This window comes from Magnetospirillum sp. XM-1 (genome assembly GCF_001511835.1).
Classification (GTDB): Bacteria; Pseudomonadota; Alphaproteobacteria; order Rhodospirillales; family Magnetospirillaceae; genus Phaeospirillum.
In genome coordinates, this window is record NZ_LN997848.1 from 671502 (window position 1) to 696441 (window position 24940).

Consider the following 24940-nt stretch of genomic DNA (forward strand, 5'->3'; position numbering starts at 1 on the left):
GATAGGTTCATTCCAGGACGTCAATCGTAGAGGTTTTTGTACCAATTTAGCATGTCGATTTTTAGACTTTGGCTAAGGATTGTATGGGCAAAGTACGCCTCAGTGACAAGCAAGCCCATCATGTCCGCCCCGCGTCGCGATGCGCCCCAATCCCAACATTTCCAAAAATGGGTTGCGGCCTGGTTATCCGCCTTCGGATCACCTGTGCGAGCAAATCTATGAATTGCATTAATGAAGTCTTGTCTGTTGGCGCCAATGCCGTGGTCTCGTTCCCTGATTGATGTTCCCCAAGATGAGAATAAGCCGCCAGCATATTGCTTGTGAGCGCGTTCAAGCCAGGGGTCTTCAGTCCAGTAGGCGAAAAATGGAAACTCGGATACGAAGGTTCCGTCATCTTTACGTGTCCACCTCGTTCCCCATGGCAAGGTTTTATCGAGGTCTTTTACCTCCTTCACATCGCGAGCTGTCGTTTTTTTAAATCGCCCACTCAGATACGAACGAGGCTTGTAGTTGTAGCCGATCCTGCTTGCGACTTCTTGGAAACGGCCCTCGTCAAATTCAAATTCATACTGGGCATCCAGGCCATTCCAATATATGCGCTCAATCCAAACGAAAAATTCCTGAACATCGGCCTCATCTCCTTGGCGCGAGAAACGTAGAAGATCTTTCAGCAGCTCGACGTTAGTCGTGGCAATGGCCGTTGTTTCATGGACGTAATTTAAAATCCCTTTGATCGGGTCCGTGCGTTTTTGAACGGAAGGCCCCAGTCTATCCCAATCGTGGACTAACTCTTTGACGTTGTGGCGAGAAGCCCATGCGCTTGTTTCATCTTCCAGTCGTTTCAATAGCTGGATCAAATTGGTGAGGGATGTGATGAGCTTCAATTCAGGCCTCTTTGTGTTCGCTCTGAATGCTGCCAATTGCTTTGCTGGGTCGCCGGTAATTCCGATGAGAGCCTCCATATCTTGGATATATGGAGCGTTGTGTGTGGCGATTACGAAACCAGATGGAAACTGGATTTCTTGGACACTGTCCCAGTAATCATCATTTTCCAAATCCGATGATAGGGCGTCACCCTGGCGTAAATTTTTGGAAACCAGTTCCCTAGCTTGGGCGCTATTCCAAAGACCTGCGGCTTTGAGCACTCGAGCCCTGGCAACCAAAGTGTTGTCTGGCAATAACTCAATGCCATAGGTTGTTTCTAATGCTTGAAGTGAAGTGCTCCCTCCATTGATTTTTCGTCGAACGACCTCGACCAAAAAATTTCCGGTCCCCATTGCTGGGTCTAGGTAAGTCAAGCTTGGATCGAGCCAATCGGAAGCGGGGAGTTGATCAAGCACCTCGTTGACCAACTCAGGTGGTGTAAACACCTCGCCGTACTTTTTTTCTCTCGAATTGTCGCCGTCTGTCATGGGGCCGATGGCACCGTCTATGGTTGCTAAAGAAATTTCTCTGACATTCGTCGGCTCGAACTTTCGGCATGCCTGCCTGTGCAAAAGCACGCCATATCGCTTTTTTAATAGTCTACGCTTTTCACATACAGCAGGATGGGCTGCTGGATATTCAAGCCAATACTTTCTATCAATGGTGTGGGGCCTTATCCGTTTAACGCCTTTACCGCCTTCGGAGCTTGAAATTTTTTGAGCATCCCCCCATTGCTTAAAGAACAATGGAACATTCTGGTTATCGCACAAGTCTTTAATTCGCCGAACCCAGGGCTCTTCCATTATGCGAGCCCCCTTTCCGCTTTCCCCGCCCAAGATTACCCAGTCAATCTCCGATAGTTCAAAATCACCAAGGTCTTCGATCAATGGCTCAATTGATACAAACTTAGTTTTTGCTGGGCACTTGCGGAGTTCTTCAAGGTAGGCCAGTGAATGTTTATCGCCAACACTTACCCCCATCCAAACATTGCTCGGCCAGATGACTTTGTGCCCTTCCGTTCCTAGCCGTTCAGCTCGCTTTGTCAGGCACAAAAATAAATTTTCAGGATGCTTTGAAAAAGCAATATGGCACTGGCTTATCCAGTCCAAATCTACTTTCTCGTGCCACATGTCGGACATAGAATTAACAAAATATATTTTATTATTTCCTTTTATGCTCTGAAGCACTTCAGGGTGAAATTTAACTTCACCGGTCCATGAAATGGCGCCATTCTTATTTTGCACAACCCCAGTATAATGTTGTCCAGGTTTACCCATTGTAGTCAGGCGGTAAGCCCATCGCTCTGCATAGCAGTTTTTGCAAACTGTGCTTACCCGGGAGCATCCAGCAAACGGGTTTAGGACCTCATCAGACCATTCGATTTGAGTTGCCACACACTCCCCCTCAACATGTGTCTTAAATACAGTAAAATAGGGGGCGTGTTAGCGGAAGTAGATAAGCTTCAATCGTCCCTATACCAGTCAACAGTGCTTTCCTGGGCATAGTGTTTTCCAGCATCTTCACGTCGCCATCCCCTTGCTCTCTGCTGCCAAGGCAGCAGGGGAACTGGCCCACCATCCATCGACGGACACGATCTTGGCGCACATGGTTTGGGTTTTAACCCTTTTTGGCGTCTGGTCCATTCCGCTTCCGGTCTGGGGCGTTTATGGCAAACACCGCCGCCAGCTTTTCGTAATGGTGCTTCACGCTGTCCTGGCCGTAATGGCGCTTCAACATCTCGATGTCCGCGTGCCCCATCGACTTGGCGATAACCCACGGATCAACGCCAGCGGCAAGGTTGATGGTCGCAAAGGTATGCCGTAGCGAATACGGCTCATATTTGATCCCGCACACGTCCTTGGTCAGGCCGCATTCGTCCAGCAGGTGACAGAATTGGCGATTGAAGCTTTTCACATAGGTGCCGTCAGGATTGCACAGGATGTAGTCGTCCGCGCCGATGAATTTGTTGTCGGGGTCATCCCGCCATTGGTTCAGGATGACAAAGAGACGGGTGGGCACGGCGACGGCACGATAGCTTTCTTTGCCATTTTTGCGCTTCGACGTCCTGATGTTCAGGTAAAATTCTATGGTTTGCTCATTGCCACTGGCATTGTTGCGATGAACGAAGTCGTGGGTTAAATCCCGCCACTTCAGAGGCCGAGTTTCCTCCCCAGGACGGATGCCGGTCATCAGCAGGATGTTCATAAACACCTTGAAGACCTTGCGCTGGAAACGAATTGTCGGGCTCATAGCCACAGCTCGTTTGCCCGGCGCACTTATCGATGCATCGTTGATACGGTCATCCACGCAGCCCAACAAAATATCAAGATGATCGCTTCGCGGATCAAACGCGGTGCGGGTGCTCTCTTCCTTCGGCGGCGATACGATTGGTGGGATCTGATCCTGGCTTATCCAATTGCGTAGCCGGGCATACTCGAAGACTTTCTTAAGCGGGATGTCCTCGTTGCGGATTGTGTTGGCCGACGGCTCACGTATCCAGCTCTTCGGCACATTCTTAACGACAGTTTTCCCGTTCAAGGTGATTTTGAATTGCTTCAAGCGGGAGCCTGGGCCGGTAAGCCAATAGCCATTGCGCCACTTGCGATACTGGTGGACGTCATATTCTGAGATTTCCCAAATTTTCTTGAGAAGCACCCCGTCGAAATAGGGCGTGAGATATCGCTCGATGGTCACGGTGTAGTCCGCATGCGCGTTCTTGGAACGGGTGGTTTCCTTGAAATCAGCAAGCCATGCCTTGGCGGCAACGCCAAAGCTGACACTGTCCAAGACACCACCGGCCCGCCTGATCCCGCGATGTTCCCAATAGATGTCCCTGGCTCGCGCTTCAGCTTCAGCGAGATTGGCGGAGCCCGTGCTTTTCAAGCGCCACTTGCTGTCACCAGCCAGTCGGAACCGTGCAAAGTAGTTGTCCGAGCGCACCAGCCCGTGCTGGAGCGTAATTTTGCCGCCCGGCTCAGGATCGGCTTGCTTGATCGTGCGCGACATGGACACAGCTTCCCAGGTTTTGGCGCGAAAAACAGCGATTTGTGCGGGCTAACACATTGCTGTGATTGCGGAAAATTGGCTAACACGAAGCTAACACAACCCTGCACGCGGATGCAGTCAACCTGGAAATTTTAGATTTTGCCATCCCGCATATGGTGTCTTCTTCGCGAGAAATGCGCCAATTGGCATGCAAAAATGACTGCTAACAAGCGCTAACAGGCGCCTTTAGTCGTGCTTGCCGACCGCTGGCATCTGCTAACGCATTGAAATCATTGGGAAAAGATGGCTGGGGCGCCAGGATTCGAACCTGGGAATGCCGGTACCAAAAACCGGTGCCTTACCGCTTGGCGACGCCCCACCAGCGCGGGCCGGCACCATAGCCCGACCCGCGACGAGTTTCAACGCCCCAGCAAGGGGGCGGGAGCCACCCACCAGGCGGGATGGGCGGCGGCCACCCGGGCGGCGGCGGCGCGGGCCTGGGCTTCCCCGGCGTAGAGGCCGAAACAGGTGGCGCCCGAGCCCGACATGCGGGGCAGCAGGCAGTCGGCGGTGGCGGCGATGGCGGCCAGCACCTCGCCCACCACCGGCTCGATCAGAATGGCCGGGGGCGTCAGGTCGTTGCGCCGCACCGCCAGGGCCTCGGCCAGCGCCTGGGCGTCGGAAGGCGCGGCGGTCAGGGGGTCGGCCTCGGAGAAGGGGCCGGTGCGCGCCTTGAACACCGGCGGCGTGTGCAGCGGCACCATGGGATTGACCAGCAGCAGCCAGGCGGGCGGCAAGGCGGGCGCGGGCTCCAGCACCTCGCCCACCCCCATCATGCGCATGGGCCGGCCGGCCAGGCAGACCGGCACGTCGGCCCCGATGGAGAGCGCGACCTTGGTCAGCGCCTCGGGGGCCAACGAGACGTTCCACAGGCGCATCAGGCCTTTCAGCGCGGCCGCCGCGTCGGCCGAACCGCCACCGATGCCGGCGGCCACCGGCAGACGCTTGGTGAGACGGATGGCGGCGCCCTTGTCCACGCCGGCGGCGGCGGCCAGCAGGCGGGCGGCCTTGATGACGATGTTCTCGCCTTCGGGGATCTGGTCGGCGGTGGGGCCGGCAACCTCGAGCCGAAGAGTGTCGGCGGGGGCGAAGTCCAGGGTGTCGCCCACCCCGGCGAAGGCCACCAGCGAATCCAGCAGGTGATAGCCGTCGTCGCGCTTGCCGACCACGTGAAGGGTCAGGTTGATCTTGGCCGGGGCCTCGACCGAGAAGCTGGTCATGGTCGTCCTGTCGTCTATTTCTTCGGAGTGGCGGGCAGCCGCCCGGTGGAGATCTTGGCCTTCAGGGGCTCGATCTGCTCGGGCTCGGGGTCGAGGCCCATGGCCCGCTGCCACTGGAAGCGGGCCTCGGTGTCGCGGCCCACCTGCCAGAAGGCGTCGCCCAGATGCTCGTTGATGGTGGGGTCCTCGGGCTTCAGCTCGGAGGCGCGCTCCAGATGCTTCACCGCCGCCTGGAACTCGCCCATGCGGTACAGCGCCCAGCCCAGCGAATCGACGATGGCGCCGTCATTGGGGCGCAGCTCCACGGCGCGTTCGATCAGCTTGCGGCCCTTTTCCACGTTGATGCCCTGGTCCACCCAGGTATAGCCCAGGTAGTTCAGCACGTCGGGCTGGTCGGGATTGAGCCGCAGCGCCTCGAGCATGTCGGGCTCGGCCTTGGACCATTGCTTGGCCCGCTCATAGGCGATGCCGCGAGCGTAGAACAGCGACCAGTTGCGCGCCTCCCGGCTCCCGCCGGCCCGGGCCAGGGCGCCGCCATAGGCCTCGGCCGCCTCGCCGAAGCGCTTCTGGCGGCGCAGGATGTCGCCCAGGGTCACCAGCGCCTCGTAGGATTCGGGCCACTGGGCCGCCAGGGCCTTCAATTCGGTGATGGCGGCGTCGGTCTGCTTCAGCTCGTCCAGATTAACCGCCAGCTTGAGCCGCGCGAAGGTCCCCGGCTGGCTGGAACGGTTGATGGAGCGGTAAATGGCGTTGGCCTCCTCCAGCCGCCCCTGCGCCCCCATGGAATCGGCCAGCAGCAATTGGGCCAGGGGGAAATCGGGCCTGAGGCTAAGCGCCAGGCGCGAGAACACCAGCGACAGCTCCTGGGCGTTGCCCTGGCGCACCAGCGAGGCGGTGTCGAACAGCGCCTCGGCCAGGCCGTCGGCGGCGGTTTCCACCACGCGGGGCGGATTGGGGCCCGCCGCCAGCTGGCGGCTGCCGTCCAGCAGCGAACGGTCCCCGTGCTCGGCGTGATAGCGCTCGTACAGCGCCTTGGCCTCGTCGACGCGTCCCGCCCGCTGGTACCAGATGCCCGCCGCCTCGACGGTGCGCACGCTGGTCTGGTTGAGCAGCGCCGCCTTGAAATGGGTCTCTGCCTGATCCGGCCGCCCGGCCAGGTCGCCCATCAATCCGGCATGGTATTCCCAGATGGGAGCGAAGCCGGCGGTGTCGGCCCTGGGCGCCAGGGTGGCGAGGCCATCGTCGAAGCGGCCCTGTCCGGCGCGGCTCCAGGCGGTGAGCAGCGGCCCGAGAAAGCCGTTGATGCCCTTGGCCGGAAGCGCCGCGAAGCGCTTTTCCGCCAGATCGAAATGTCCGGCGCGGGCGTCCTGCACCCCCATCACCAGGATGGGCAGGGGGGAATCGTCGTCGATGACCAGCAGGCGCTGGGCGATGGCCCCGGCCTCGTCCAGGCGTCCCTCGGCCAGCAGCAGGGCGAAGCTGCGCTGCTGGATGTCGATGTTGTCGGGGTCGCGCCGGGCGGCGGCGCTGTAATACTCGGCGGCAGCGCGGGTGTCGCCGCGCGCATGGGCGTAACGCCCGGCGAGATAGGCCCCCAGGCCCGTCTCGTTGCCCGCAATATCCGCCTTGCCGTTGCCGGAGGCATCGGGCCGCGGGGCACAGGCCGCCAGACCGGCCCCGACCACCGCCGCCATCACCACAATCCCGAACCGCTTCACGCCCAACACCTTAGGTCAAAAGGAAACCGGGGCGTCCGCTTCGAACAGACGCCCCGGATACTCTTACATGTTGGGATAGTTCGGTCCACCGCCACCTTCGGGAACCACCCAATTGATATTCTGGGTGGGGTCCTTGATGTCGCAGGTCTTGCAGTGCAGGCAGTTCTGCGCGTTGATCTGCAGGCGCGGATTCGAGCCGTCGTCGTTTCGGACGATCTCGTAGACGCCGGCCGGGCAGTAGCGCTGCTCGGGGGCGTCGTAATGCTCGAGATTGATGGCGACGGGCACCGCCGCGTCACGCAGCTTCAGGTGGGCCGGCTGGTTCTCCTCGTGGTTGGTCGAGGAAATGAACACCGAGCTGAGCTTGTCGAAGCTGACCACCCCGTCGGGCTTGGGATAGTTGATCTTCGGGCATTCCGACGCCTTCTTCAGCGCCAGGTGGTCGGGCTGGTGGTGCAGCGTCCAGGGCATCTTGCCCTTGAACACATAGGTCTCCAGCGCCGAATAGGCGATGCCGCCCCACAGGCCCCAGTGGAAGCTGGGACGGATGTTCCTGACCTCGTGCAGTTCCTTCCACAGCCAGGACTGTTTCAGGTGCTCGGGGTAGGCCGCCACCTCGTTGGAGCCACCCTCGTGGCCCAGGGCCTCGGCGACGGCTTCAGCCGCCACCATGGCCGACTTCATGGCGGTGTGGGTGCCCTTGATCTTCGGCACGTTGAGGAAGCCGGCCGTGTCGCCCACCAGCACGCCGCCCGGGAAGGTCAGCTTGGGGATGGACTGGAAGCCGCCTTCCGACAGCGCGCGCGCGCCATAGGACACCCGGCGGCCGCCCTCGAAGATGGGACGGATGGCCGGATGGGTCTTGAAGCGCTGGAACTCGTCGAAGGGCGACAGATGCGGGTTGGCGTAGTCCAGGCCGACCACGAAGCCCACCGCCACCTGGTTGTTCTCCAGGTGATAGAGGAACGAGCCGCCATAGGTCTGGGTATCCAAGGGCCAGCCGACGGTATGGATGATGGTGCCGGCCTTGTGCTTGGCCGGATCGATCTCCCACAGCTCCTTGATGCCGATGCCGTAGGTCTGGTCCTCGCAATCACGGCGTAGGTCGAAGCGCTCGAACAGCGTCTTGGTCAGCGAACCGCGGCAGCCTTCGGCGAAGATGGTCTGGCGCGCCCACAGCTCGACGCCCGGCGTGTGGTTGTGGGTGGGCTGGCCGTCCTTGCCGATGCCCATATCGCCGGTGGCGACGCCCTTGACCGAGCCGTCCTCGTTGTAAAGCACCTCGGCGGCGGCGAAGCCGGCGAAGATCTCCACGCCCAACGCCTCGGCTTGGGCGCCCAGCCAGCGGGTGAAGTTGCCCAAGCTCACGATGTAATTACCGTGATTGTTCATCTGCGGCGGCGTCATCAGGCGGATGGCCTTGGACTCCGTCAGGAACATGAAGCGGTCGTCGGAGGCCGGAGTCAGCAACGGGGCGTCGCGCTCCTTCCAGTCCGGGAACAGTTCGGCCAGCGAGCGGGTCTCGATCACCGCGCCGGACAGGATGTGGGCGCCGATCTCCGAGCCCTTCTCCAGAACGCAGACATTGAGGTCGGCGTTGATCTGCTTCAGCCGGATGGCCGCCGTCAGGCCCGAAGGCCCGCCGCCCACCACCACGACGTCGAATTCCATGGATTCACGTTCCATAAGACCTGCAACTCCCCTTGCGTCACCCGTTCCACCGTCGACGCCCGATTCGGACCTGGGTGCCTCTATAGCACAGCGGGTGCGATAGATTCGATTCCTTATGGGGGGTTATAAGGAAAGAATGTGTCTCAAATATTTCCCCGCGCTCCGCCGGGGCTGCTAAAATCGCCGCCATGACCGCACATTGCGCCGATCTTCACCCCTACGACATCCTGCGCTGGTACCTGGAGGCCGGCGTGGACGAGACCATGGGCGAGGAGCCGGTGGACCGCTACGCCGCCACCCGCCGGGCGGCGGAAAGCCGCGCCGCCGCCCAGCCGGCCGCGCCGCCGCCACAGGCCCGGCAAGGCCACGCGCCCCGGCCCGAACCCGTCGCCCACCTGCCCGCCGCCGGCCCGTCCTCCGCCTCGCCCCTGCCCGGCACCGCCGCCCATCTGGCCGCCGAATGCCGCGACCTGCAGGCGCTGCGCCACGCCATGGAAGGGTTCGAGGGGCTGCCGCTGAAGCAGGCGGCCAGTTCCACCGTGTTCGGCGACGGCAACCCGGAAGCCGCCGTGATGTGCATCGGCGAGGCCCCCGGCCAGGAAGAGGACCGGCGCGGCCTGCCCTTCGTCGGCGCCAGCGGCAAGCTGCTCGACCGCATGCTGGCCTCCATCGGGCTGGACCGCACCACCTGCTACATCACCAACGTGGTGCCCTGGCGCCCGCCGGCCAACCGCAAGCCCACCCCCGACGAGGTGGCGGTCTGCATGCCCTTCCTCACCCGCCATATCGAGCTGGTCGACCCCCAGGTGCTGATCCTGCTGGGCGGCGCGGCAGCCTCGGCGGTGCTGGCCAAGGCCGACGGCATCAACCGCCTGCGCGGCCGCTGGTTCGAGTTCAACTCGCCGGGCCTGCCACGCCCCGTTCCGGCGCTGGCCACCTTCCACCCCGCCTACCTGCTGCGCACGCCCGAGGCCAAGCGCGACGCCTGGCGCGACCTGTTGATGATCCGGCACAGGATGGATGCGGCGCGGCATTGAGCGCCGGATCCGTATCCTAGACGATCTTCGTTCGAAGATAATCCACCCACTGCGTGGCCCTCAGCGGCCAGGCGTAGTTCTTGCGGGTGAAGGCCGCCTGCTCCTCGCGACGCTTGCGCGCCGCGTCGGGATTGCGCCGGCACTCCTCGATGGTTTTCGCCGCCATCGCCGCCCATTCGCCCGGCAGGGCGAACCGGTTGGAGGGAAGGGGAAGAAGGTGGCCGTACCCGGCCGTCGTCTCTGGAATGGCGCCGTAAACGGTGGACAGGATAAGCCCGCCCGCCGCCATGACTTCCATCGCGGCAATGCACGATGTTTCCGCCCAGATGCAGGGATAGGCCATGCCGGCCGCGGACGCGATGGCGCCGGCCAGCTCGCTCTGTCCCACGACGCCCTTGTATTCCACGCCGGGAAGCGCCCGGGCCAATTCGTAGAGCGAGTCGTAACAATCGACGACCGTGGTCTTCCGATAAACGTTCATGCCGGAATATACGTGCAGGGTGACATCGGGAACGGCCCGACGCAGCGAAGGAAACCCGATCAGCAGGGTTTCCAGTCCACGGAAGGGTGTGCTGGTATAGACCAGGACCGGCGCCTCGCCGGTGTCGAACCAGGCGGGCGCAAGCGGCATGGCGGCAAGCGACGGCGGAACGGCGTTGCCGATGACCTTGATCCGGTCGCGCGGCAGTCCGAAGGCGGCGACATACCGGTCGGCCTGCCATTGCGAAACCATCACGTATCCCGACCAGGCGCTCCGCTCCGGGCCCATCTTCAGTTTCTGGACATCGGGCTCGTTGGGCGCATGGTGCGCCCACAGCACCAGGGGAACGCGGACGCCGGAACGCCGCAAATCCTCGGCCAGCGCCCCCAGAAGCACGACCACCACGTCGAAGCCGTTCATGCGCTCGGGCGACATGCCGCGCAGGGGAACGAAATCCACGTTCCGCGACCGGATCGGGGCCGGAACATCGTTGGCCACGGTGACCTCGATACCCTGAGCGGCCAGTTCGGCGGTGAGGTAGGCGACCGCGGATTGCGTCCCTCCCAACGGCTCGTTGTAGGGCGTATCCGCATCATAGGCCCAGCCGATGGCGTCGTAGAATAGTACCCTCATTGTGCCTCCAACCCGCCCGCAACCACGCTGAAGCGGCCCTGCTTCCCGCCGGTCTTTGCCGGAAAAAAAGCCCCTCCCGCCCGTTTCGGCCGAAGATAGCCCAGCCCGCCCCCGCCAGAAAGGGGAAACACCCCGCCAATCAGGGAGTTGCGCGCCTCCCATACCGCCCTATATAACGCCGGTGGGCCAGAATTGGTGCGGCCCGGCAATTGATGGATTCAACCCGGATGGGGATTCCGGGGCGGCTGCTGAAGCTTCAGGGCCGCCGGGATCTGCCGAACTTAGATGAGGACAGTCATGAGCAAGGTTATCGGCATCGACCTGGGCACCACGAATTCGTGCGTCGCCGTGATGGAAGGCAAGAGCGCCAAGGTCATCGAGAACGCCGAAGGCATGCGGACCACCCCGTCCATGACCGCGTTCACCGAATCGGGCGAGCGTCTGGTCGGACAGCCGGCCAAGCGCCAGGCGGTGACCAATCCCACCAACACCCTGTTCGCCATCAAGCGCCTGATCGGGCGGCGCTTCGACGATCCGATCACCAAGAAGGACATGAACCTGGTCCCCTACCACATCGTGGCGGGCGACAACGGCGACGCCTGGGTGGAATCCCGCGACGCCAAGTACAGCCCCAGCCAGGTGTCGGCCTTCATCCTGCAGAAGATGAAGGAAACCGCCGAGGGCTATCTGGGCGAGAAGGTCACCCAGGCGGTGATCACCGTCCCGGCCTATTTCAACGACGCCCAGCGTCAGGCCACCAAGGACGCCGGCCGTATCGCCGGCCTGGAAGTGCTGCGCATCATCAACGAGCCGACCGCGGCCGCCCTGGCCTACGGCCTGGAGAAGAAGGGCGCCGGCACCATCGCCGTGTATGACCTGGGCGGCGGCACCTTCGACGTGTCCGTGCTGGAGATCGGCGACGGCGTGTTCGAGGTGAAGTCCACCAACGGCGACACCTTCCTGGGCGGCGAGGACTTCGACGCCCGCATCATCGACTATCTGGCCGACGAGTTCAAAAAGGAGCAGGGCATCGACCTGCGCAAGGACCGTCTGGCCTTGCAGCGCCTGAAGGAAGCCTCGGAAAAGGCCAAGATCGAGCTGTCGTCGTCCATGCAGACCGAGGTGAACCTGCCGTTCATCACCGCCGACGCCTCGGGGCCGAAGCACCTCAACATCAAGCTGACCCGCTCCAAGCTGGAAGCCCTGGTCGAGGATCTGGTGGCCCGCACCATCGAGCCCTGCAAGGCGGCCTTGAAGGACGCCGGCGTCAAGGCCAGCGAGATCGACGAGGTGATCCTGGTCGGCGGCATGACCCGCATGCCCAAGATCCAGGAAGTGGTGAAGGAATTCTTCGGCCGCGAGCCCCACAAGGGCGTCAACCCCGATGAAGTGGTCGCCATCGGCGCCGCCATCCAGGGCGGCGTGCTGAAGGGCGAGGTCAAGGACGTCCTGCTGCTCGACGTCACGCCGCTCTCGCTCGGCATCGAGACCCTGGGCGGCGTGTTCACCCGCCTGATCGACCGCAACACCACCATCCCGACCCGCAAGTCCCAGGTGTTCTCCACCGCCGAGGACAACCAGACCGCCGTGACCATCCGGGTCTTCCAGGGCGAGCGCGAGATGGCCGCCGACAACAAGATCCTCGGCCAGTTCGATCTGGTGGGCATCCCGCCGGCCCCGCGCGGCGTGCCCCAGGTGGAGGTGACCTTCGACATCGACGCCAACGGCCTGGTCAACGTCTCGGCCAAGGACAAGGCCACCGGCAAGGAACAGCAGATCCGCATCCAGGCCTCGGGCGGCCTGTCGGATTCCGACATCGAGAAGATGGTCAAGGAAGCCGAGGCCCACGCCGCCGACGACAAGAAGCGCAAGGAGCTGATCGAGGCCAGGAATCATGCCGACGGCCTGATCCACACCACCGAGAAGAGCCTGAAGGAATTCGGTGACAAGGCCGGCGCCGAGCTCACCGGCGCCATCGAGAAGGACATCGCCGCTCTCAAGTCCGTCATGGAAGGCGACGACGTCGAGGCCATCAAGGCCAAGACCGAGACCCTGATGCAGACCTCCATGAAGCTGGGCGAAGCCATGTACAAGGCCCAGGAAGCGGCCGGCGGCGCCGATGCCGGTGCGGCCGGTGCCGGCGCCCAGGGCGGCGGCTCGGCTTCCGGCGACGACAAGGTGGTCGACGCCGACTTCGAGGAAGTCGACGGCGACAAGAAGGGCAAGTAACAGCCCCTGTTTGTTGATCCAGGGACCGGCGGCGGGTGATCCGCCGCCGGCCTCATGTGGGATGCTAGACGCATGAGCAAGCAGGATTATTACGAGCTGTTGGGCGTCGAGAAGGGCGCTTCCGGGGACGATATCAAGAAGGCCTACCGCAAGCTGGCCATGCAGTTCCACCCGGACCGCAATCCCGGCAACGCCGATGCCGAGCAGAAGTTCAAGGAAATCAACGAAGCCTACGACGTCCTGAAGGACGAGCAGAAGCGCGCCGCCTACGACCGCTTCGGCCATGCCGCCTTCGAACAGGGCGGCGGTGGCGGCGGTTTCGGCGGCGGCGGTTTCGGCGGCTTCGGCGGCGGCGGCTTCTCCGACATCTTCGACGAGATGTTCGGCGAGTTCATGGGCGGCGGACGGCGCGGCCAGGCCTCGGGCCGCGGCGCCGATCTGCGCTACAACATGGACATCAGCCTGGAAGACGCCTTCGCCGGCAAGTCGGCCACCATCAAGGTGCCGTCCAGCGCCCCTTGCGAGGATTGCAAGGGCACCGGCGGCAAGGACGGTGCTGCGCCGGTCACCTGCACGGGCTGCAACGGCCACGGCAAGGTGCGCCAGCAGCAGGGCTTCTTCACCATCGAACGCACCTGCCCCACCTGCCAGGGCATGGGCAAGATCATCAAGGACCCCTGCCGGTCCTGCGGCGGCTCGGGCCGCACCCGCAAGGAAAAGACCCTGTCGGTCAACATCCCGGCCGGCGTCGAGGACGGAACCCGCATCCGCCTGGCCGGCGAGGGCGAGGCCGGCATGCGCGGCGCGCCTTCGGGCGACCTCTACATCTTCCTGTCCATCGCGGCGCACCGCATCTTCCAGCGCGACGGCGCCAACATCTTCTGCCGCGTGCCCATCCCCATGACCACGGCGGCGCTGGGCGGCACCATCGAGGTGCCCACCATCGACGGCTCCAAGGCCAAGGTCACCATCCCCGAGGGCACCCAGTCCGGCAACCAGTTCCGCCTGAAGAACAAGGGCATGAGCGTCCTGCGCTCTCCCGCCCGGGGCGACATGTTCATCCAGGCGGTGGTGGAGACCCCCGTCAACCTGACCAAGCGCCAGAAGGAACTCCTGACCGAGTTCAACGCCGCCGGCGAAGGCGAAAAGGCCAAGAATTCCCCGGAAAGCCAGGGCTTCTTCGCCAAGGTCAAGGAACTCTGGGAAGATCTGAAGGAAGGCTGACGGCCCGTTTCGGTCCGCCATCCGGCATGGAAAAATGAAGGGGAGCCTCGGCCCCCCTTCTTCTTGTCCGCTTACAGGCTGTCGCCGAAATCCTTGCGGAACTTGGCGACCAGCTTGGCCTGCCAGCCGCTGGTGGCTTCCAGTTTGCCGAAGAAGAAGCGCAGCATGCTCGGCTCTTCCACGAACTTCAGGCCGCCCACCAGATCGCGGTTCTGGTGCAGCCAGGCGATACGGTCCACCGCATACTTCAACTGGGACAGGGTGAAGACGCGGCGCGGCACGGCGAGACGCAGCAATTCCATGTTGGAATAGACCTCGCTGCCGTCCTCGTTGCGCTGTTCCGAGATGGAGCCGCGCTCCATGCCGCGCACGCCGCTGACCAGATACAGCGCCGAGGCCAGGGCGCCGGCCGGGTACTCGGTCTGGGGCACGTGCGGCAGGAAGGCCATGGCGTCCAGGTGACAGCCCAGGCCGCCGGCCGGGGTGATCACCGGCACGCCCTGGCGGGCCAGGTCGTTGACCATGTATTCGATGAATTGCGGTCCCTGGGAGATCATGTCCTCGTCCATGGTCTCTTCCAGGCCGACGGTCAGTGCCTCGATCTCGCGGATGGACATGCCGCCATAGGTCAGGAAGCCCTCGTACAGGGTGACCAGTTCGCGCATCTTCATGAAGGCCTCGCGGCTGTTGGTGCAGATGCCGCCGCCGCGCGCGCAGCCCAGCTTGCGGGCCGAGAAGTAGATGATGTCGGTCAGGCCGGCGATGGCCTTGGTGATGTCGCGCACCGACATGTCCCGGCATTCGGCCTCGCGGTCCTTGATGAAGTGCAGGTTGTCGGCCAGCAGGCTGGCGTCGAACACCAGCAGGATGCCGTTCTTGCGGCACACCCGGCTGACCTCGCGCAGGTTGGCCAGTGAATGGGGCTGGCCGCCGATCAGGTTGGTGCCGGTCTCGATCCGCACATAGGCGATCTTGGCCGCGCCATGGGTGCTGATCAGATTCTGCAGCTTGGCCACGTCCATGTCGCCCTTGAAGGGACACTGGCTGGTAACCCGCAGGCCCTCGTCGATGATGATCTCCTCGACGCTGCCGCCGTTGAGCACGATATGGGCCTTGCTGGTGGTGAAATGATAGTTCATGGGCACGATGCTGCCCGGCGTCACGAACACCCGCGAGATGATGTTCTCGGCGGCGCGGCCCTGATGGACCGGCAGGAAGTATTCCATCTGGAAGATGTCGTGGATCTTGTTTTCCAGCTTGGTGAAGGTCTCGGACCCGGCGTAGCTGTCGTCGGCCTCCATCATGGCCGCCTGCTGCTTGTCGCTCATGGCGTTGACGCCGCTGTCGGTCAGCATGTCGAGGAAGATGTCGCGGTTCTTCAGAAGGAAGGTGTTGTTGCCCGCCTCGCGAATCGCTTCCAGGCGACGCTCGATGGGCGCGAGGCTCAGTTTCTGGACGATGCGGACCTTGTGCATTTCAAGGGGAACGGCCTCCCCGGAATGAAACTTGACCTTGGCCATCGGATGCCCTCCTGCGTTTTATTGTAATTTCAATGCATGAAATTCACCCCAGGATGCTAACTTGCCCGCTTATCCGTGTAAATCATATCCATGTATCCATGAACTATTGCCGCCCACCACAGCCCTGAGTCTCTTCCGCGACGGGCCGCCGCATCCGGACGGTGTGTCAGCATCCCTGACCACCGGCCGGGACGGCATCGGGGGTGTTCGACACCGTCCTTAAGTCCGCCTTCCCGGGGAGCGTCGTCCGACGCCGCTCCACCCCATCCGTTGCCCCTCCGCCCCTTGTGTGTCATCTTCGCCCGGTTCGGGAGAAGCACCGTGCGGCATCGCCCTCGTGGGGAAAACATTATCCGGTTCGACAGTGTCGGCCTGCGTTACGGCCTCGGTCCCGAGGTGTTGCAGGACGTCACCTTCAAGCTGCCGGCCGGATCCTTTCACTTCCTGACCGGGCCATCGGGCGCGGGCAAATCCTCGTTGCTGCGCCTGATGTATCTGGGGCTGCGGCCGACGCGCGGCCGGGTGGTGCTGTTCGACCGCGACATCGCGGCGACCAAGCGCTACGAGCTGCCGGCGCTCCGGCGCCGCATCGGGGTGGTGTTCCAGGATTTCCGCCTGCTCGACCACATGACGGCGCTCGACAACGTGGCGCTGCCGCTGCGCGTCCGGGGCGTCAAGGAATCCGAGATCAGGCGCCATGTGCCCGAGCTGTTGTCCTGGGTGGGTCTGGCCGACCATCTGGGGGCCAAGCCCTCGACGCTGTCGGGCGGGCAGAAGCAGCGCGTCGCCATCGCGCGCGCCGTGATCGGGCGGCCCGATCTGCTGCTGGCCGACGAGCCCACCGGCAACGTGGACGACCACATCGCCATGCGGCTGATGTACCTGTTCGAGGAGCTGAACAAGCTGGGCACCACCATCGTGGTGGCCACCCACAACGAGCTGCTGGTGCAGCGCTTCGCCCATCTGCCCCGCCTGCATATCGAGCACGGCATGGTCACCACCTTGCAGCATGAGCCGCCGGTGGACGATCTGGAGGCGGAGTGATGCTGTTTAGGCGCCGTCATTCCGATCTGCCCCTGGCCGGCGACGCCACCTCGCGCTTCCTGCCCTGGCTGGTGGCGCTGATGGTGTTCCTGTCGTCCATGGCGGTGGCGGGCGCCTTCGTCATCGGCGCGGTGATCGAGCGCTGGGACCGCGACGTGTCGGGAACGCTGACCGTGCAGGTGCTGCCGGCCGGCGGCGAGCACGGCGAGGCGGTGACCGAGGAACGGGTCCACGCCGCCATCGACGTGATGCGCAAGGTGCCGGGCGTGCTGGCGGTCAAGGCCTTCGACAAGAAGCGCACCCTGGCGCTGCTCGAACCCTGGCTGGGCAGCACCGAGATGGTCCAGGACATGCCGCTGCCCCGCCTGATCGACGTCACCATCGACCCGGAATCCCGCCTGGACCTCGCCGAGGTGTCGCTGCGCCTGTCGCGCGCCGTGCCCGGCGCCTCGCTGGACGACCACCGGGTCTGGCTGTCGCGCCTCATCAACCTGTCGCGCACCATGCAATGGCTGGCCGTGGTGGTGGTCCTGCTGATCGGCATGGTGACCTCGGCCACGGTGGTCTACGCCACCCGCACCGGCATGGCGGTGCATCACGGCATCATCGAGGTCCTGCACCTGATCGGCGCCCATGACGATTACATCGCGCGGCAATTCGCCGACCGCGCCTTCGCGCTCGGCATCGCCGGGGGGCTGATGGGCCTGGGTCTCGCCGTGCCGGCATTGACGGCCATCGGCTGGGCGGCGAGGCGGCTGGAGGGCGGCTTCCTGCCCAGCCTGTCGCTGCCGGTGCTGGGCTATGTGGCTATCGGCCTGCTGCCGCTGCTGGCCGCGGCCCTGGCCATGCTGACGGCGCGTCTCACCGTCCACGGCACCCTGGCCAAGCTGCCATGAGCCGGGCCAGTCTGCGCCGTCTGGCCATCGCCGCCATGGTGGCGGCGGGCGCCCTGCTTGGCGGCTGGGGCGGCGGGCTGGTGTGGTTCGCCGCCGACCTTGCCACCCGGGTCGAGGATGGCTCGACCCCCACCGACGCGGTGGTGGTGCTGACCGGAGGGGCCGACCGGCTGGACGCCGGGCTGGAATTGCTCGCATCCGGCATGGGCCGCAAGCTGCTCGTCTCGGGCGTGCATCGGGGCGTCGACCTGCCCGAGCTGCTGCGCAAGGCGCATGTGGCGCCGGCCCAGGCCCATTGCTGCATCGCGCTGGGCCACGCCGCCGACGACACGGTGGGCAACGCAGCCGAAACCGCCGCCTGGATGCAGGGCGAGGGCTTCGTCTCGCTCAGGCTGGTGACGGCGGCCTATCACATGCGCCGTGCCCTGCTGGAATTCCGCCGCGCCATGCCCGAAGCCGCCATCATCGCCCATCCGGTCTTTCCCGACGCCTTCAAGCGGAACCAGTGGTGGCGCTGGCCCGGCACCGCCCATCTGCTGGCGGTGGAATACACCAAGTACCTGGCGGCACTGGTCCGGCCGCTGTTCATTCCCAAGAAATCCGAGAGGAAGCCGTGACGCTTGTTCGCTCCGCCCTGTTCATCGTCTTCACCTGGGTCTGGACCCTGGTCCTGTCCATCCTCTACCTGCCGCTACTGGTCCTGCCGCGCAAGGCCATGCTGCCGGCGGTGAAGCTGTGGCTGAACGGCATGCTCGGCGCGCTGCGCGTCCTGGCCGGATTGTCCTGGGAATTGCGCAGGGCCGAGAACCTGCCTTCGGGTCCCTTCATCGTCGCCTCCAAGCACCAGTCGGCCTTCGAGACCTTCGTCTTCCATCTGCTGCTGGGCGATCCCGCCTACATCCTCAAGCGCGAGCTGTTGTGGATACCTTTCTTCGGCTGGTACCTGGGCAAGACGGGGGTGATCGCCATCGACCGCTCGGCGGGCACCAAGGCGCTGAAGGCCATGGTCAAGGGCGCCGAGGAGGCCGCCGCCCTGGGCCGCCCGGTGATCATCTTCCCCGAAGGCACCCGCGCCGCCCCGGGCGCCAAGCTGCCCTACCATACGGGCGTCGCCATGCTGTACGGCGCGCTGAAGGTGCCGGTCGTGCCTATCGCCTTGAATTCAGGGCTTTTCTGGCGTCGGCGCGGTTTCGCCAAGAAGCCCGGCACCCTGACGCTGGAAGCCCTTCCCCCCATCGCGCCCGGCATGGACCGCAAGGCCTTCATGGCCGAGCTGGAGAACCGTATCGAAACCGCAACGGACCGGCTGGTGGCCGAGGCCCGCGAGCGTCAGCCCGGCTTGTAGCCGCCTATGCCCGGCGGGTGGGCAAGTCCCGCCCGCTGTGGATAAGCCTGTGGATCGGGCTGGGGATCGAATCCATCCCCAGTCCGACCCCTGGAATTCCGGGGATAAGTCGAATCGCCCTTGAACATCAAGGCGCTGCTCCCACATAACCCTGTTGAAACAAAAAAAGAACACATCCATTGATTCTCCACCCCCGCGAGTCCTAGACTTGGGCGGAAACGCCCTGCTCGAAGAGGGGCGATTAGGCAGAGAGAGCGGGTCGATGACGCAGGTAGCCCCCATTTCCCAGCAGATCTGGGACATGAAGTATCGCTTGAAATCCGCCGACGGCACGGCGCTGGACGGCGCCATCGAGGACACCTGGCGCCGGGTGGCGCGCTCGCTGGCCGCCGCCGAGACCGATTCCGCCCTGTGGGAGCAGCGCTTCTTCGAGGCCATGGAGGACTTCAAGGTCCTGCCCGCCGGGCGCATCATCTCGGGCGCCGGTACCGACCGCCGGGTGACGCTGTTCAACTGCTTCGTCATGGGCGACATCCCCGACGACATGGCCGGCATCTTCGAGCACCTGAAGGAAGCCGCGCTGACCATGCAGCAGGGCGGCGGCATCGGCTACGACTTCTCGACGCTGCGTCCCAAGGGCGCCCCGGTCAAGGGCGTGGGGGCCGACGCCTCGGGGCCGCTGTCCTTCATGGACGTGTGGGACGCCATGTGCCGCACCATCATGAGCGCCGGCTCGCGCCGCGGGGCCATGATGGCCACCATGCGCTGCGACCACCCCGACATCGAGGCCTTCATCGACGCCAAGCGCGAGGCCGGTCGACTGCGCATGTTCAACCTGTCGGTGCTGGTCACCGATCCCTTCATGCAGGCGGTGAAGGAAGACAGCTCGTGGGAGCTGACCTTCAAGGGCGTCACCTACAAGAGCCTGCCGGCGCGCGAGCTGTGGAACAAGATCATGCGCGCCACCTATTCCTACGCCGAGCCGGGCGTGATCTTCATCGACCGCATCAACCGGCTGAACAACCTGTCCTATTGCGAGGACATCCACGCCACCAATCCCTGCGGCGAGCAGCCGCTGCCCGCCTATGGCGTCTGCCTCTTGGGCTCGCTCAACCTGGCCCGGCTGGTGGACAGGCCGTTCGAGGACGGCGCGGCCCTGGACCTCGCCCGGCTGGACTCCCTGGTGCGCGTCGCGGTGCGCATGATGGACAACGTCATCGACGTGTCCAACTTCCCGCTGGAGCAGCACCGCCACGAGGCCCTGTCCAAGCGCCGCATCGGGCTCGGCATCACCGGACTGGCCGACGCCCTGATCCTGTGCGGGGCGCGTTATGGCGGCGCCCAGGCTATCCGGCTGACCGAGACCTGGATGGCGGCCATCCGCCGCTCGGCCTATCTCGCCTCCACCGAACTGGCCAAGGAGAAGGGCGCCTTCCCGCTGTACGACGCGGACAAGTATCTGGCGGGCGAGACCATCCAGTCGCTGGATTCCGACGTGATCGCGGCCATCCGCGAGAACGGCATCCGCAACGCCCTGCTCACCTCCATCGCGCCCACGGGGACCATCTCGCTGTTCGCCGACAACGTGTCGTCGGGGCTCGAGCCGGTCTTCGCCTTCAGCTACACCAGGGGAGTGCTGCAAAAGGACGGCACCCGCAAGGAAGAGGAGGTCAGCGACTACGCCTACCGCCTGTTCCGCCGCTTGCGGGGCGAGAATGCGCCGCTGCCGTCCTATTTCGTCGACGCCATGAGCCTGACGCCCGGCGACCACGTGGTGATGCAGGCGGCCATCCAGAAATACGTCGATTCCTCCATCTCCAAGACCATCAACGTGCCCGAAGACATCTCCTTCGAGGCGTTCAAGGACGTCTATGCCCAGGCCTACGACCTGGGCTGCAAGGGCTGCACCACCTACCGGCCCAACGACGTCACCGGCTCGGTGCTCGAGGCGCCCAAAAAGGAGGCCAAACCCGAGGAAAACCCGGCCGAGCCCGAACTGCCGCTGGAAAAGACCCGGGTCCGCCACTCCGACCCCTACGAGGCGGGGGGCGTGGTCCATCTGACCCAGCCGCTGGACCGGCCCGAGGCCCTGCCCGGCTCCACCTTCAAGGTGCGCTGGCCCGATTCCGACCACGCCATGTACATCACCGTCAACGACGTGATCCAGGACGGACGGCGGCGGCCCTTCGAGGTGTTCATCAATTCCAAGAACATGGAGCACTTCGCCTGGACGGTGGCGCTCACCCGCATGATCTCGGCGGTGTTCCGCCGCGGCGGCGACGTTTCCTTCGTGGTCGAGGAGCTGAAGGCGGTGTTCGACCCCAGAGGCGGCCAATGGGTGGGCGGGCGCTACGTGCCCTCGCTGCTGGCCGCCATCGGCGAAGTGATCGAGCGCCACATGATCGCCATCGGCTTCCTGCCCGATCCCAAGGCGGCCCGCGAACCCGTCGAGGCCCGCGAGGAAAAGAAGGTGGTCAACCTGGGCGATTCCCGCCTGCGCCACTGCCCCAAGTGCAACCAGCCCGCCTTGCTGCGCTCGGAAGGCTGCGACACCTGCACGTCGTGCGGCTATTCCAAATGCGGTTGACGTAATTGGACGCCACCGCCCAGCGCCTGGATAAGTGGCTGTTTTTCTGCCGTTTTTTCAAGTCGCGGGCGCTGGCTGCAAACGTGGTTGAGAGCGGTGGCGTGCGTCTCAACGGCCAATCCGTCGCCAAGCCCGCCCACGCGGTCAAGCCCGGCGACCGGCTCAGTTTTCCCGCCGGCCCCTATACCCGCACCGTCGAGGTGGTGGCCCCGGGCACACGGCGCGGCCCGGCGCCAGAGGCCCAGGGACTCTATCGCGACCTGGGCAAGGAGCGGACACCGGAGGAATAGCGGGGCTTGACCCACTGCTCTCCGGTTTGATTCGAGCCGACAGACGTGGAGTCATGAGACACGGATGTCACGGATGCGGTGCTTCGCACCCCTCACGGATAAACACGGAAATGCTCTCGTTTCCGGCCACCTCCCCGACCCTGCCCCAGAATGACCAGATGAAACCCGCATTGGCTCCGCCATTCGGGACACGCTTCTACCAGCCGCCATACACCGTCTCCTACCCGAACAGCGCCTTGGACGCCGCCGCCGGACCGGCCCCGGCCTTGACCTTGTCGCCCAGCACGCTTTCCAGGGCGGTGAGGCAGGCCATGACGTGCCTGGGGGTGGCGCTTTGGCCCATCAGGCCGATGCGCCAGACCTTGCCTGCCAGGGCGCCCAGGCCGGCGCCGATTTCCAGGCCGAAGCGGGCCAGCAGTTGGGAACGGATTGCGGCTTCGTCCACGCAGTCGGGAACGGTGATGGCGTTGAGCTGGGGCAGGCGGGATTTCTCCGCCACCAGCAGGCCGAGGCCCATGGCCCCCAGCCCGGCCTTCAGCGCCTGGTGCATGGCGCGGTGGCGGGCCCAGGACGCTTCCAGCCCCTCCTCGTGCAGCATGACCAGGGATTCGTGCAGGCCGTACAGCGCGTTGACCGGCGCGGTGTGGTGGTAGGTGCGCTTGGCGCCGCCGCCCCAATAGGCGGTGAGCAGGGAGAGATCGAGGAACCAGCTCTGCACCTTGGTCTTGCGGGCCTTCAGCGTCTCGACGGCGCGGGGCGAAAAGGTCACCGGCGACAGGCCGGGCGGAGCGGACAGGCATTTCTGGCTGCCGGAATAGACGGCGTCGGCCCCCCACTGATCCACCAGCACCGGAATGCCGCCCAGCGAGGTGACGGCATCGACGATGGCCAGCGCCCCATGGGCATGGGCCAGGGCGCACAGGGAGGCCGCGTCGGATTCAACGCCGGTCGAGGTCTCGGCATGGACGAAGGCCAGGGCCTTGGCACCCGGATTGGCCTTCAAGGCCGCCTCCACCTTGGCCGCATCGACGGGAGTGCCCCAGGCATCCTCGACCAATACGGCCTTGGCACCGCAGCGCTCCACATTCTCCTTCATGCGGCCGCCGAACACGCCGTTGACACAGACCACCACGGTATCGCCCGGCTCGATCAGATTGACGAAGCAAGCCTCCATGCCGGCCGAGCCGGGACCGGAGACGGCGAAGGTCATCTCGTTCGCGGTGCGGAACGCCGCCTGCAGCAGGCCCTTCAGCTCGTCCATCATGCCGACGAAGGCGGGGTCGAGATGGCCGATGGTGGGGCGCGCCTGGGCGGCCAGCACCCGGGGATGGACGTCCGAGGGGCCGGGCCCCATCAGGATGCGCAGCGGCGGCTGGAACGGGGCGACGGGCAGGTTGCTCATGATGGCGGGGCTCCGGAACCGGGGGGAGTGAGGGGAAGGGGCGGCAGGCTCAGCAGCTTGACCTGCCCGGCGGAAAGAACGCCGTCCTGCAGGGTCAGCGCCAGGGTCAGCGTCGGGCGGCCCTGGGGATCGGGCCGGGCCAGGATGGCCAGCAGCATCTCGGCCCCCGAGGCCATGCCCGGCTCCATCAGTTTGGCCTCGGTCAGGCGCTTGATGATCTCGTTCCAGCCGCGGATGCGGGCCGTGGTGGCGATCAGCGGCTGCAGCGCCGGATCGAAGGCGAAGGTGCCGTCGCCCTCGATGCTCAACGCCCCCCATTCCACCGCCAGCTTGTCCAGCTCCACATTGCCGCCGGCATTGCTCCAGGCGGACAGGGCGGAGAGCGGCGGCTCCTCGGGGATGGTGCCCATGATGCGGCCCTCCACCTGCACCGTCTCCAGCCGGCGATGAAACGGCAGCTCGGCCGGCAGGGGCATGTCGATGGCCCGCCCTTCCAGGGTGAAGCGGGCCGAGGGCTTCTCGTGGCCGGGATCGGGCGGGTTGAGCCACTCATAGGATATGGCCAGACGCTCGGCGGCCAGCGGCGCCATTCCCGGCTGTTCCAGCACGGGCCGCCCCGCCTCGAAGGAGAAGGCGTGCAGATCGCCGTCGCCGTCCACCCGCAGGCGCACACTGGCCCCGCTGGCGGTGACGATGCCCCGCCAGGCGTCGCTTAAGGACAGATGATGGCTGGAGCCCAGCTCCAGGCTGGGACTCAGCGGGTCGAGGCCGGGCACGATCAGCCGCACCCGGTCGCTGCGCCATTCCAGTCCGGCGGGGGTGGCCAGCGTGACTGAACCGAGGTCGAGCCCGATGCGGCCGGGAAAGCCGAAGGCGGCGGGCGGCGCGAAGTCCAGACGCCAGCCGTCGGCGCGCCGTAGCGCGGCGAACTCCTCGATCCCCTTGCGCAACTGCCCCGCCACGTGGAACCAATAGGCAGTGTAGGCGCCGGCCCCAATCAGGACCAGGGCGACGGCGATCAGACCAGCAAGACGCAGACGGACAGGCATGGGAAGCGGCACTCCACAACCGGACACCACCTCTAACCCGATGGCGGGCTGGAGGCAAGGCACCGACCTGTGGGTGTTCGCCTATGGCTCGCTGATGTGGAATCCCGATTTCGACCACGACGAGGCCCGCACCGCCACCCTGTGGGGCTACCACCGCGCCATGTGCATCCTGTCGTACCAGTGGCGCGGCACGCCCGAACGCCCCGGCCTGGTCATGGGTCTGGACCGGGGCGGGTCGTGCCGGGGCCGCGCCTTCCGCGTCGCCGCGCCCCAGGTGCCGGGCGTAATGGAACAGGTCTACCGCCGCGAAATGCCCACCGGGGTCTACACGCCCCGCTTCCTGCCCGCCCGCCTCGACGACGGGCGCCGGGTCGAGGTCTGGGCCTTCGTCGCCCGGCCCGGCCACCCGCAATACCTGGGGGACGCCCGCCCCCAGGACCAGGCCGCCCTGATCCGCCAGGGCCACGGCCAGGCGGGACCCTGCCGCGACTACCTCGCCAACACCATCGCCCAGCTGGCCTCCCTGGGCCTGGGCGGCGAAAGCCTGAAGCGGCTGCTGGCGCTGGTGGATCAGGACTAGGATTTATGTGGGCTCCGCCCACACCCGCAAAGGGCCAGAGGCCCT

The 24940-nt window shown here is 64.6% G+C and carries 19 protein-coding genes and 1 tRNA gene; 10 read left to right on the plus strand and 10 right to left on the minus strand.

Going from position 1 to position 24940, the window contains the following annotated elements; all coding sequences use genetic code 11:
• Positions 1–20: 20 nt before the first annotated feature.
• The 6 genes from XM1_RS23105 to XM1_RS03295 form a co-directional block, all read right to left on the minus strand.
• Positions 21–2318: a DUF5131 family protein gene (locus XM1_RS23105; RefSeq protein ID WP_082700353.1), complete on the minus strand. Its 2298-nt coding sequence runs from the start codon at positions 2316–2318 to the stop codon at positions 21–23.
• Between the two features lie 223 nt (positions 2319–2541).
• Entirely contained in the window at positions 2542–3930 is a 1389-nt protein-coding gene (locus XM1_RS03275; protein ID WP_068429660.1) for a tyrosine-type recombinase/integrase, read from the minus strand.
• Between the two features lie 283 nt (positions 3931–4213).
• Positions 4214–4288, minus strand: a tRNA-Gln gene (locus XM1_RS03280).
• Positions 4289–4328: 40 nt separating this feature from the next.
• The gene (locus XM1_RS03285; protein ID WP_068429662.1) at positions 4329–5189 is read right to left on the minus strand and encodes a 4-(cytidine 5'-diphospho)-2-C-methyl-D-erythritol kinase; all 861 of its coding nucleotides are present in this window, start codon (positions 5187–5189) and stop codon (positions 4329–4331) included.
• A gap of 14 nt (positions 5190–5203) precedes the next feature.
• On the minus strand, positions 5204–6907 hold the full coding sequence (locus tag XM1_RS03290) for a tetratricopeptide repeat protein (protein ID WP_231920679.1): 1704 nt from the start codon (positions 6905–6907) through the stop codon (positions 5204–5206).
• A gap of 63 nt (positions 6908–6970) precedes the next feature.
• Positions 6971–8593 carry an electron transfer flavoprotein-ubiquinone oxidoreductase gene (locus XM1_RS03295; RefSeq protein WP_068429668.1) on the minus strand — a complete coding sequence of 541 codons (1623 nt, stop codon included), beginning with the start codon at positions 8591–8593 and terminating at the stop codon, positions 6971–6973.
• Between the two features lie 173 nt (positions 8594–8766).
• Here XM1_RS03295 and XM1_RS03300 point away from each other — a divergent pair, with 173 nt between their 5' ends.
• Entirely contained in the window at positions 8767–9615 is an 849-nt protein-coding gene (locus XM1_RS03300; protein WP_068429671.1) for a uracil-DNA glycosylase family protein, read from the plus strand.
• Positions 9616–9631: 16 nt separating this feature from the next.
• Here the strand turns inward: XM1_RS03300 and XM1_RS03305 are convergent, their stop codons facing one another.
• Positions 9632–10729: a glycosyltransferase family 4 protein gene (locus XM1_RS03305; RefSeq protein WP_068429674.1), complete on the minus strand. Its 1098-nt coding sequence runs from the start codon at positions 10727–10729 to the stop codon at positions 9632–9634.
• A 297-nt stretch (positions 10730–11026) separates the two neighbouring features.
• On the opposite strand from XM1_RS03305, the gene dnaK reads away from it, so the two are divergent.
• Together dnaK and dnaJ are read left to right on the plus strand one after the other, a co-directional pair.
• Complete coding sequence (dnaK, locus tag XM1_RS03310; RefSeq protein ID WP_068429678.1) at positions 11027–12958, plus strand: molecular chaperone DnaK; 1932 nt, start codon at positions 11027–11029, stop codon at positions 12956–12958.
• Between the two features lie 72 nt (positions 12959–13030).
• Entirely contained in the window at positions 13031–14182 is a 1152-nt protein-coding gene (gene dnaJ / locus XM1_RS03315) for a molecular chaperone DnaJ (RefSeq protein WP_068429681.1), read from the plus strand.
• Between the two features lie 71 nt (positions 14183–14253).
• Here dnaJ and XM1_RS03320 read toward each other — a convergent pair whose 3' ends face one another.
• The gene (locus XM1_RS03320; protein WP_068429688.1) at positions 14254–15702 is read right to left on the minus strand and encodes a tryptophanase; all 1449 of its coding nucleotides are present in this window, start codon (positions 15700–15702) and stop codon (positions 14254–14256) included.
• Positions 15703–16023: 321 nt separating this feature from the next.
• Here XM1_RS03320 and ftsE point away from each other — a divergent pair, with 321 nt between their 5' ends.
• The 6 genes from ftsE to XM1_RS03350 all read left to right on the plus strand — a co-directional run bounded on the left by ftsE (position 16024) and on the right by XM1_RS03350 (position 21864).
• Positions 16024–16746, plus strand: a complete 723-nt coding sequence (gene ftsE, locus XM1_RS03325; RefSeq protein ID WP_068429695.1) for a cell division ATP-binding protein FtsE — start codon at positions 16024–16026, stop codon at positions 16744–16746.
• The gene (locus XM1_RS03330; protein ID WP_068429698.1) at positions 16746–17642 is read left to right on the plus strand and encodes an ABC transporter permease; all 897 of its coding nucleotides are present in this window, start codon (positions 16746–16748) and stop codon (positions 17640–17642) included. The genes ftsE and XM1_RS03330 overlap by 1 nt, the downstream gene beginning before the upstream one ends.
• Entirely contained in the window at positions 17639–18259 is a 621-nt protein-coding gene (locus XM1_RS03335) for a YdcF family protein (protein ID WP_068429706.1), read from the plus strand. The genes XM1_RS03330 and XM1_RS03335 overlap by 4 nt, the downstream gene beginning before the upstream one ends.
• Positions 18256–18987, plus strand: coding sequence for a 1-acyl-sn-glycerol-3-phosphate acyltransferase (locus XM1_RS03340; RefSeq protein ID WP_068429712.1), 732 nt, complete (start codon positions 18256–18258; stop codon positions 18985–18987). The genes XM1_RS03335 and XM1_RS03340 overlap by 4 nt, the downstream gene beginning before the upstream one ends.
• A gap of 262 nt (positions 18988–19249) precedes the next feature.
• On the plus strand, positions 19250–21574 hold the full coding sequence (locus XM1_RS03345) for an adenosylcobalamin-dependent ribonucleoside-diphosphate reductase (protein WP_068429715.1): 2325 nt from the start codon (positions 19250–19252) through the stop codon (positions 21572–21574).
• A 5-nt stretch (positions 21575–21579) separates the two neighbouring features.
• Positions 21580–21864: an RNA-binding S4 domain-containing protein gene (locus tag XM1_RS03350; RefSeq protein WP_068429718.1), complete on the plus strand. Its 285-nt coding sequence runs from the start codon at positions 21580–21582 to the stop codon at positions 21862–21864.
• A gap of 220 nt (positions 21865–22084) precedes the next feature.
• Here the strand turns inward: XM1_RS03350 and XM1_RS03355 are convergent, their stop codons facing one another.
• Positions 22085–23266 (minus strand): alanine--glyoxylate aminotransferase family protein, encoded by a 1182-nt coding sequence (locus XM1_RS03355; protein WP_068429721.1) that lies wholly within the window; start codon positions 23264–23266, stop codon positions 22085–22087.
• Positions 23263–24315 carry a DUF2125 domain-containing protein gene (locus XM1_RS03360; RefSeq protein ID WP_068429724.1) on the minus strand — a complete coding sequence of 351 codons (1053 nt, stop codon included), beginning with the start codon at positions 24313–24315 and terminating at the stop codon, positions 23263–23265. The genes XM1_RS03355 and XM1_RS03360 overlap by 4 nt, the downstream gene beginning before the upstream one ends.
• A gap of 40 nt (positions 24316–24355) precedes the next feature.
• Here XM1_RS03360 and XM1_RS03365 point away from each other — a divergent pair, with 40 nt between their 5' ends.
• Entirely contained in the window at positions 24356–24895 is a 540-nt protein-coding gene (locus tag XM1_RS03365) for a gamma-glutamylcyclotransferase (protein ID WP_068429727.1), read from the plus strand.
• Positions 24896–24940: the final 45 nt, after the last annotated feature.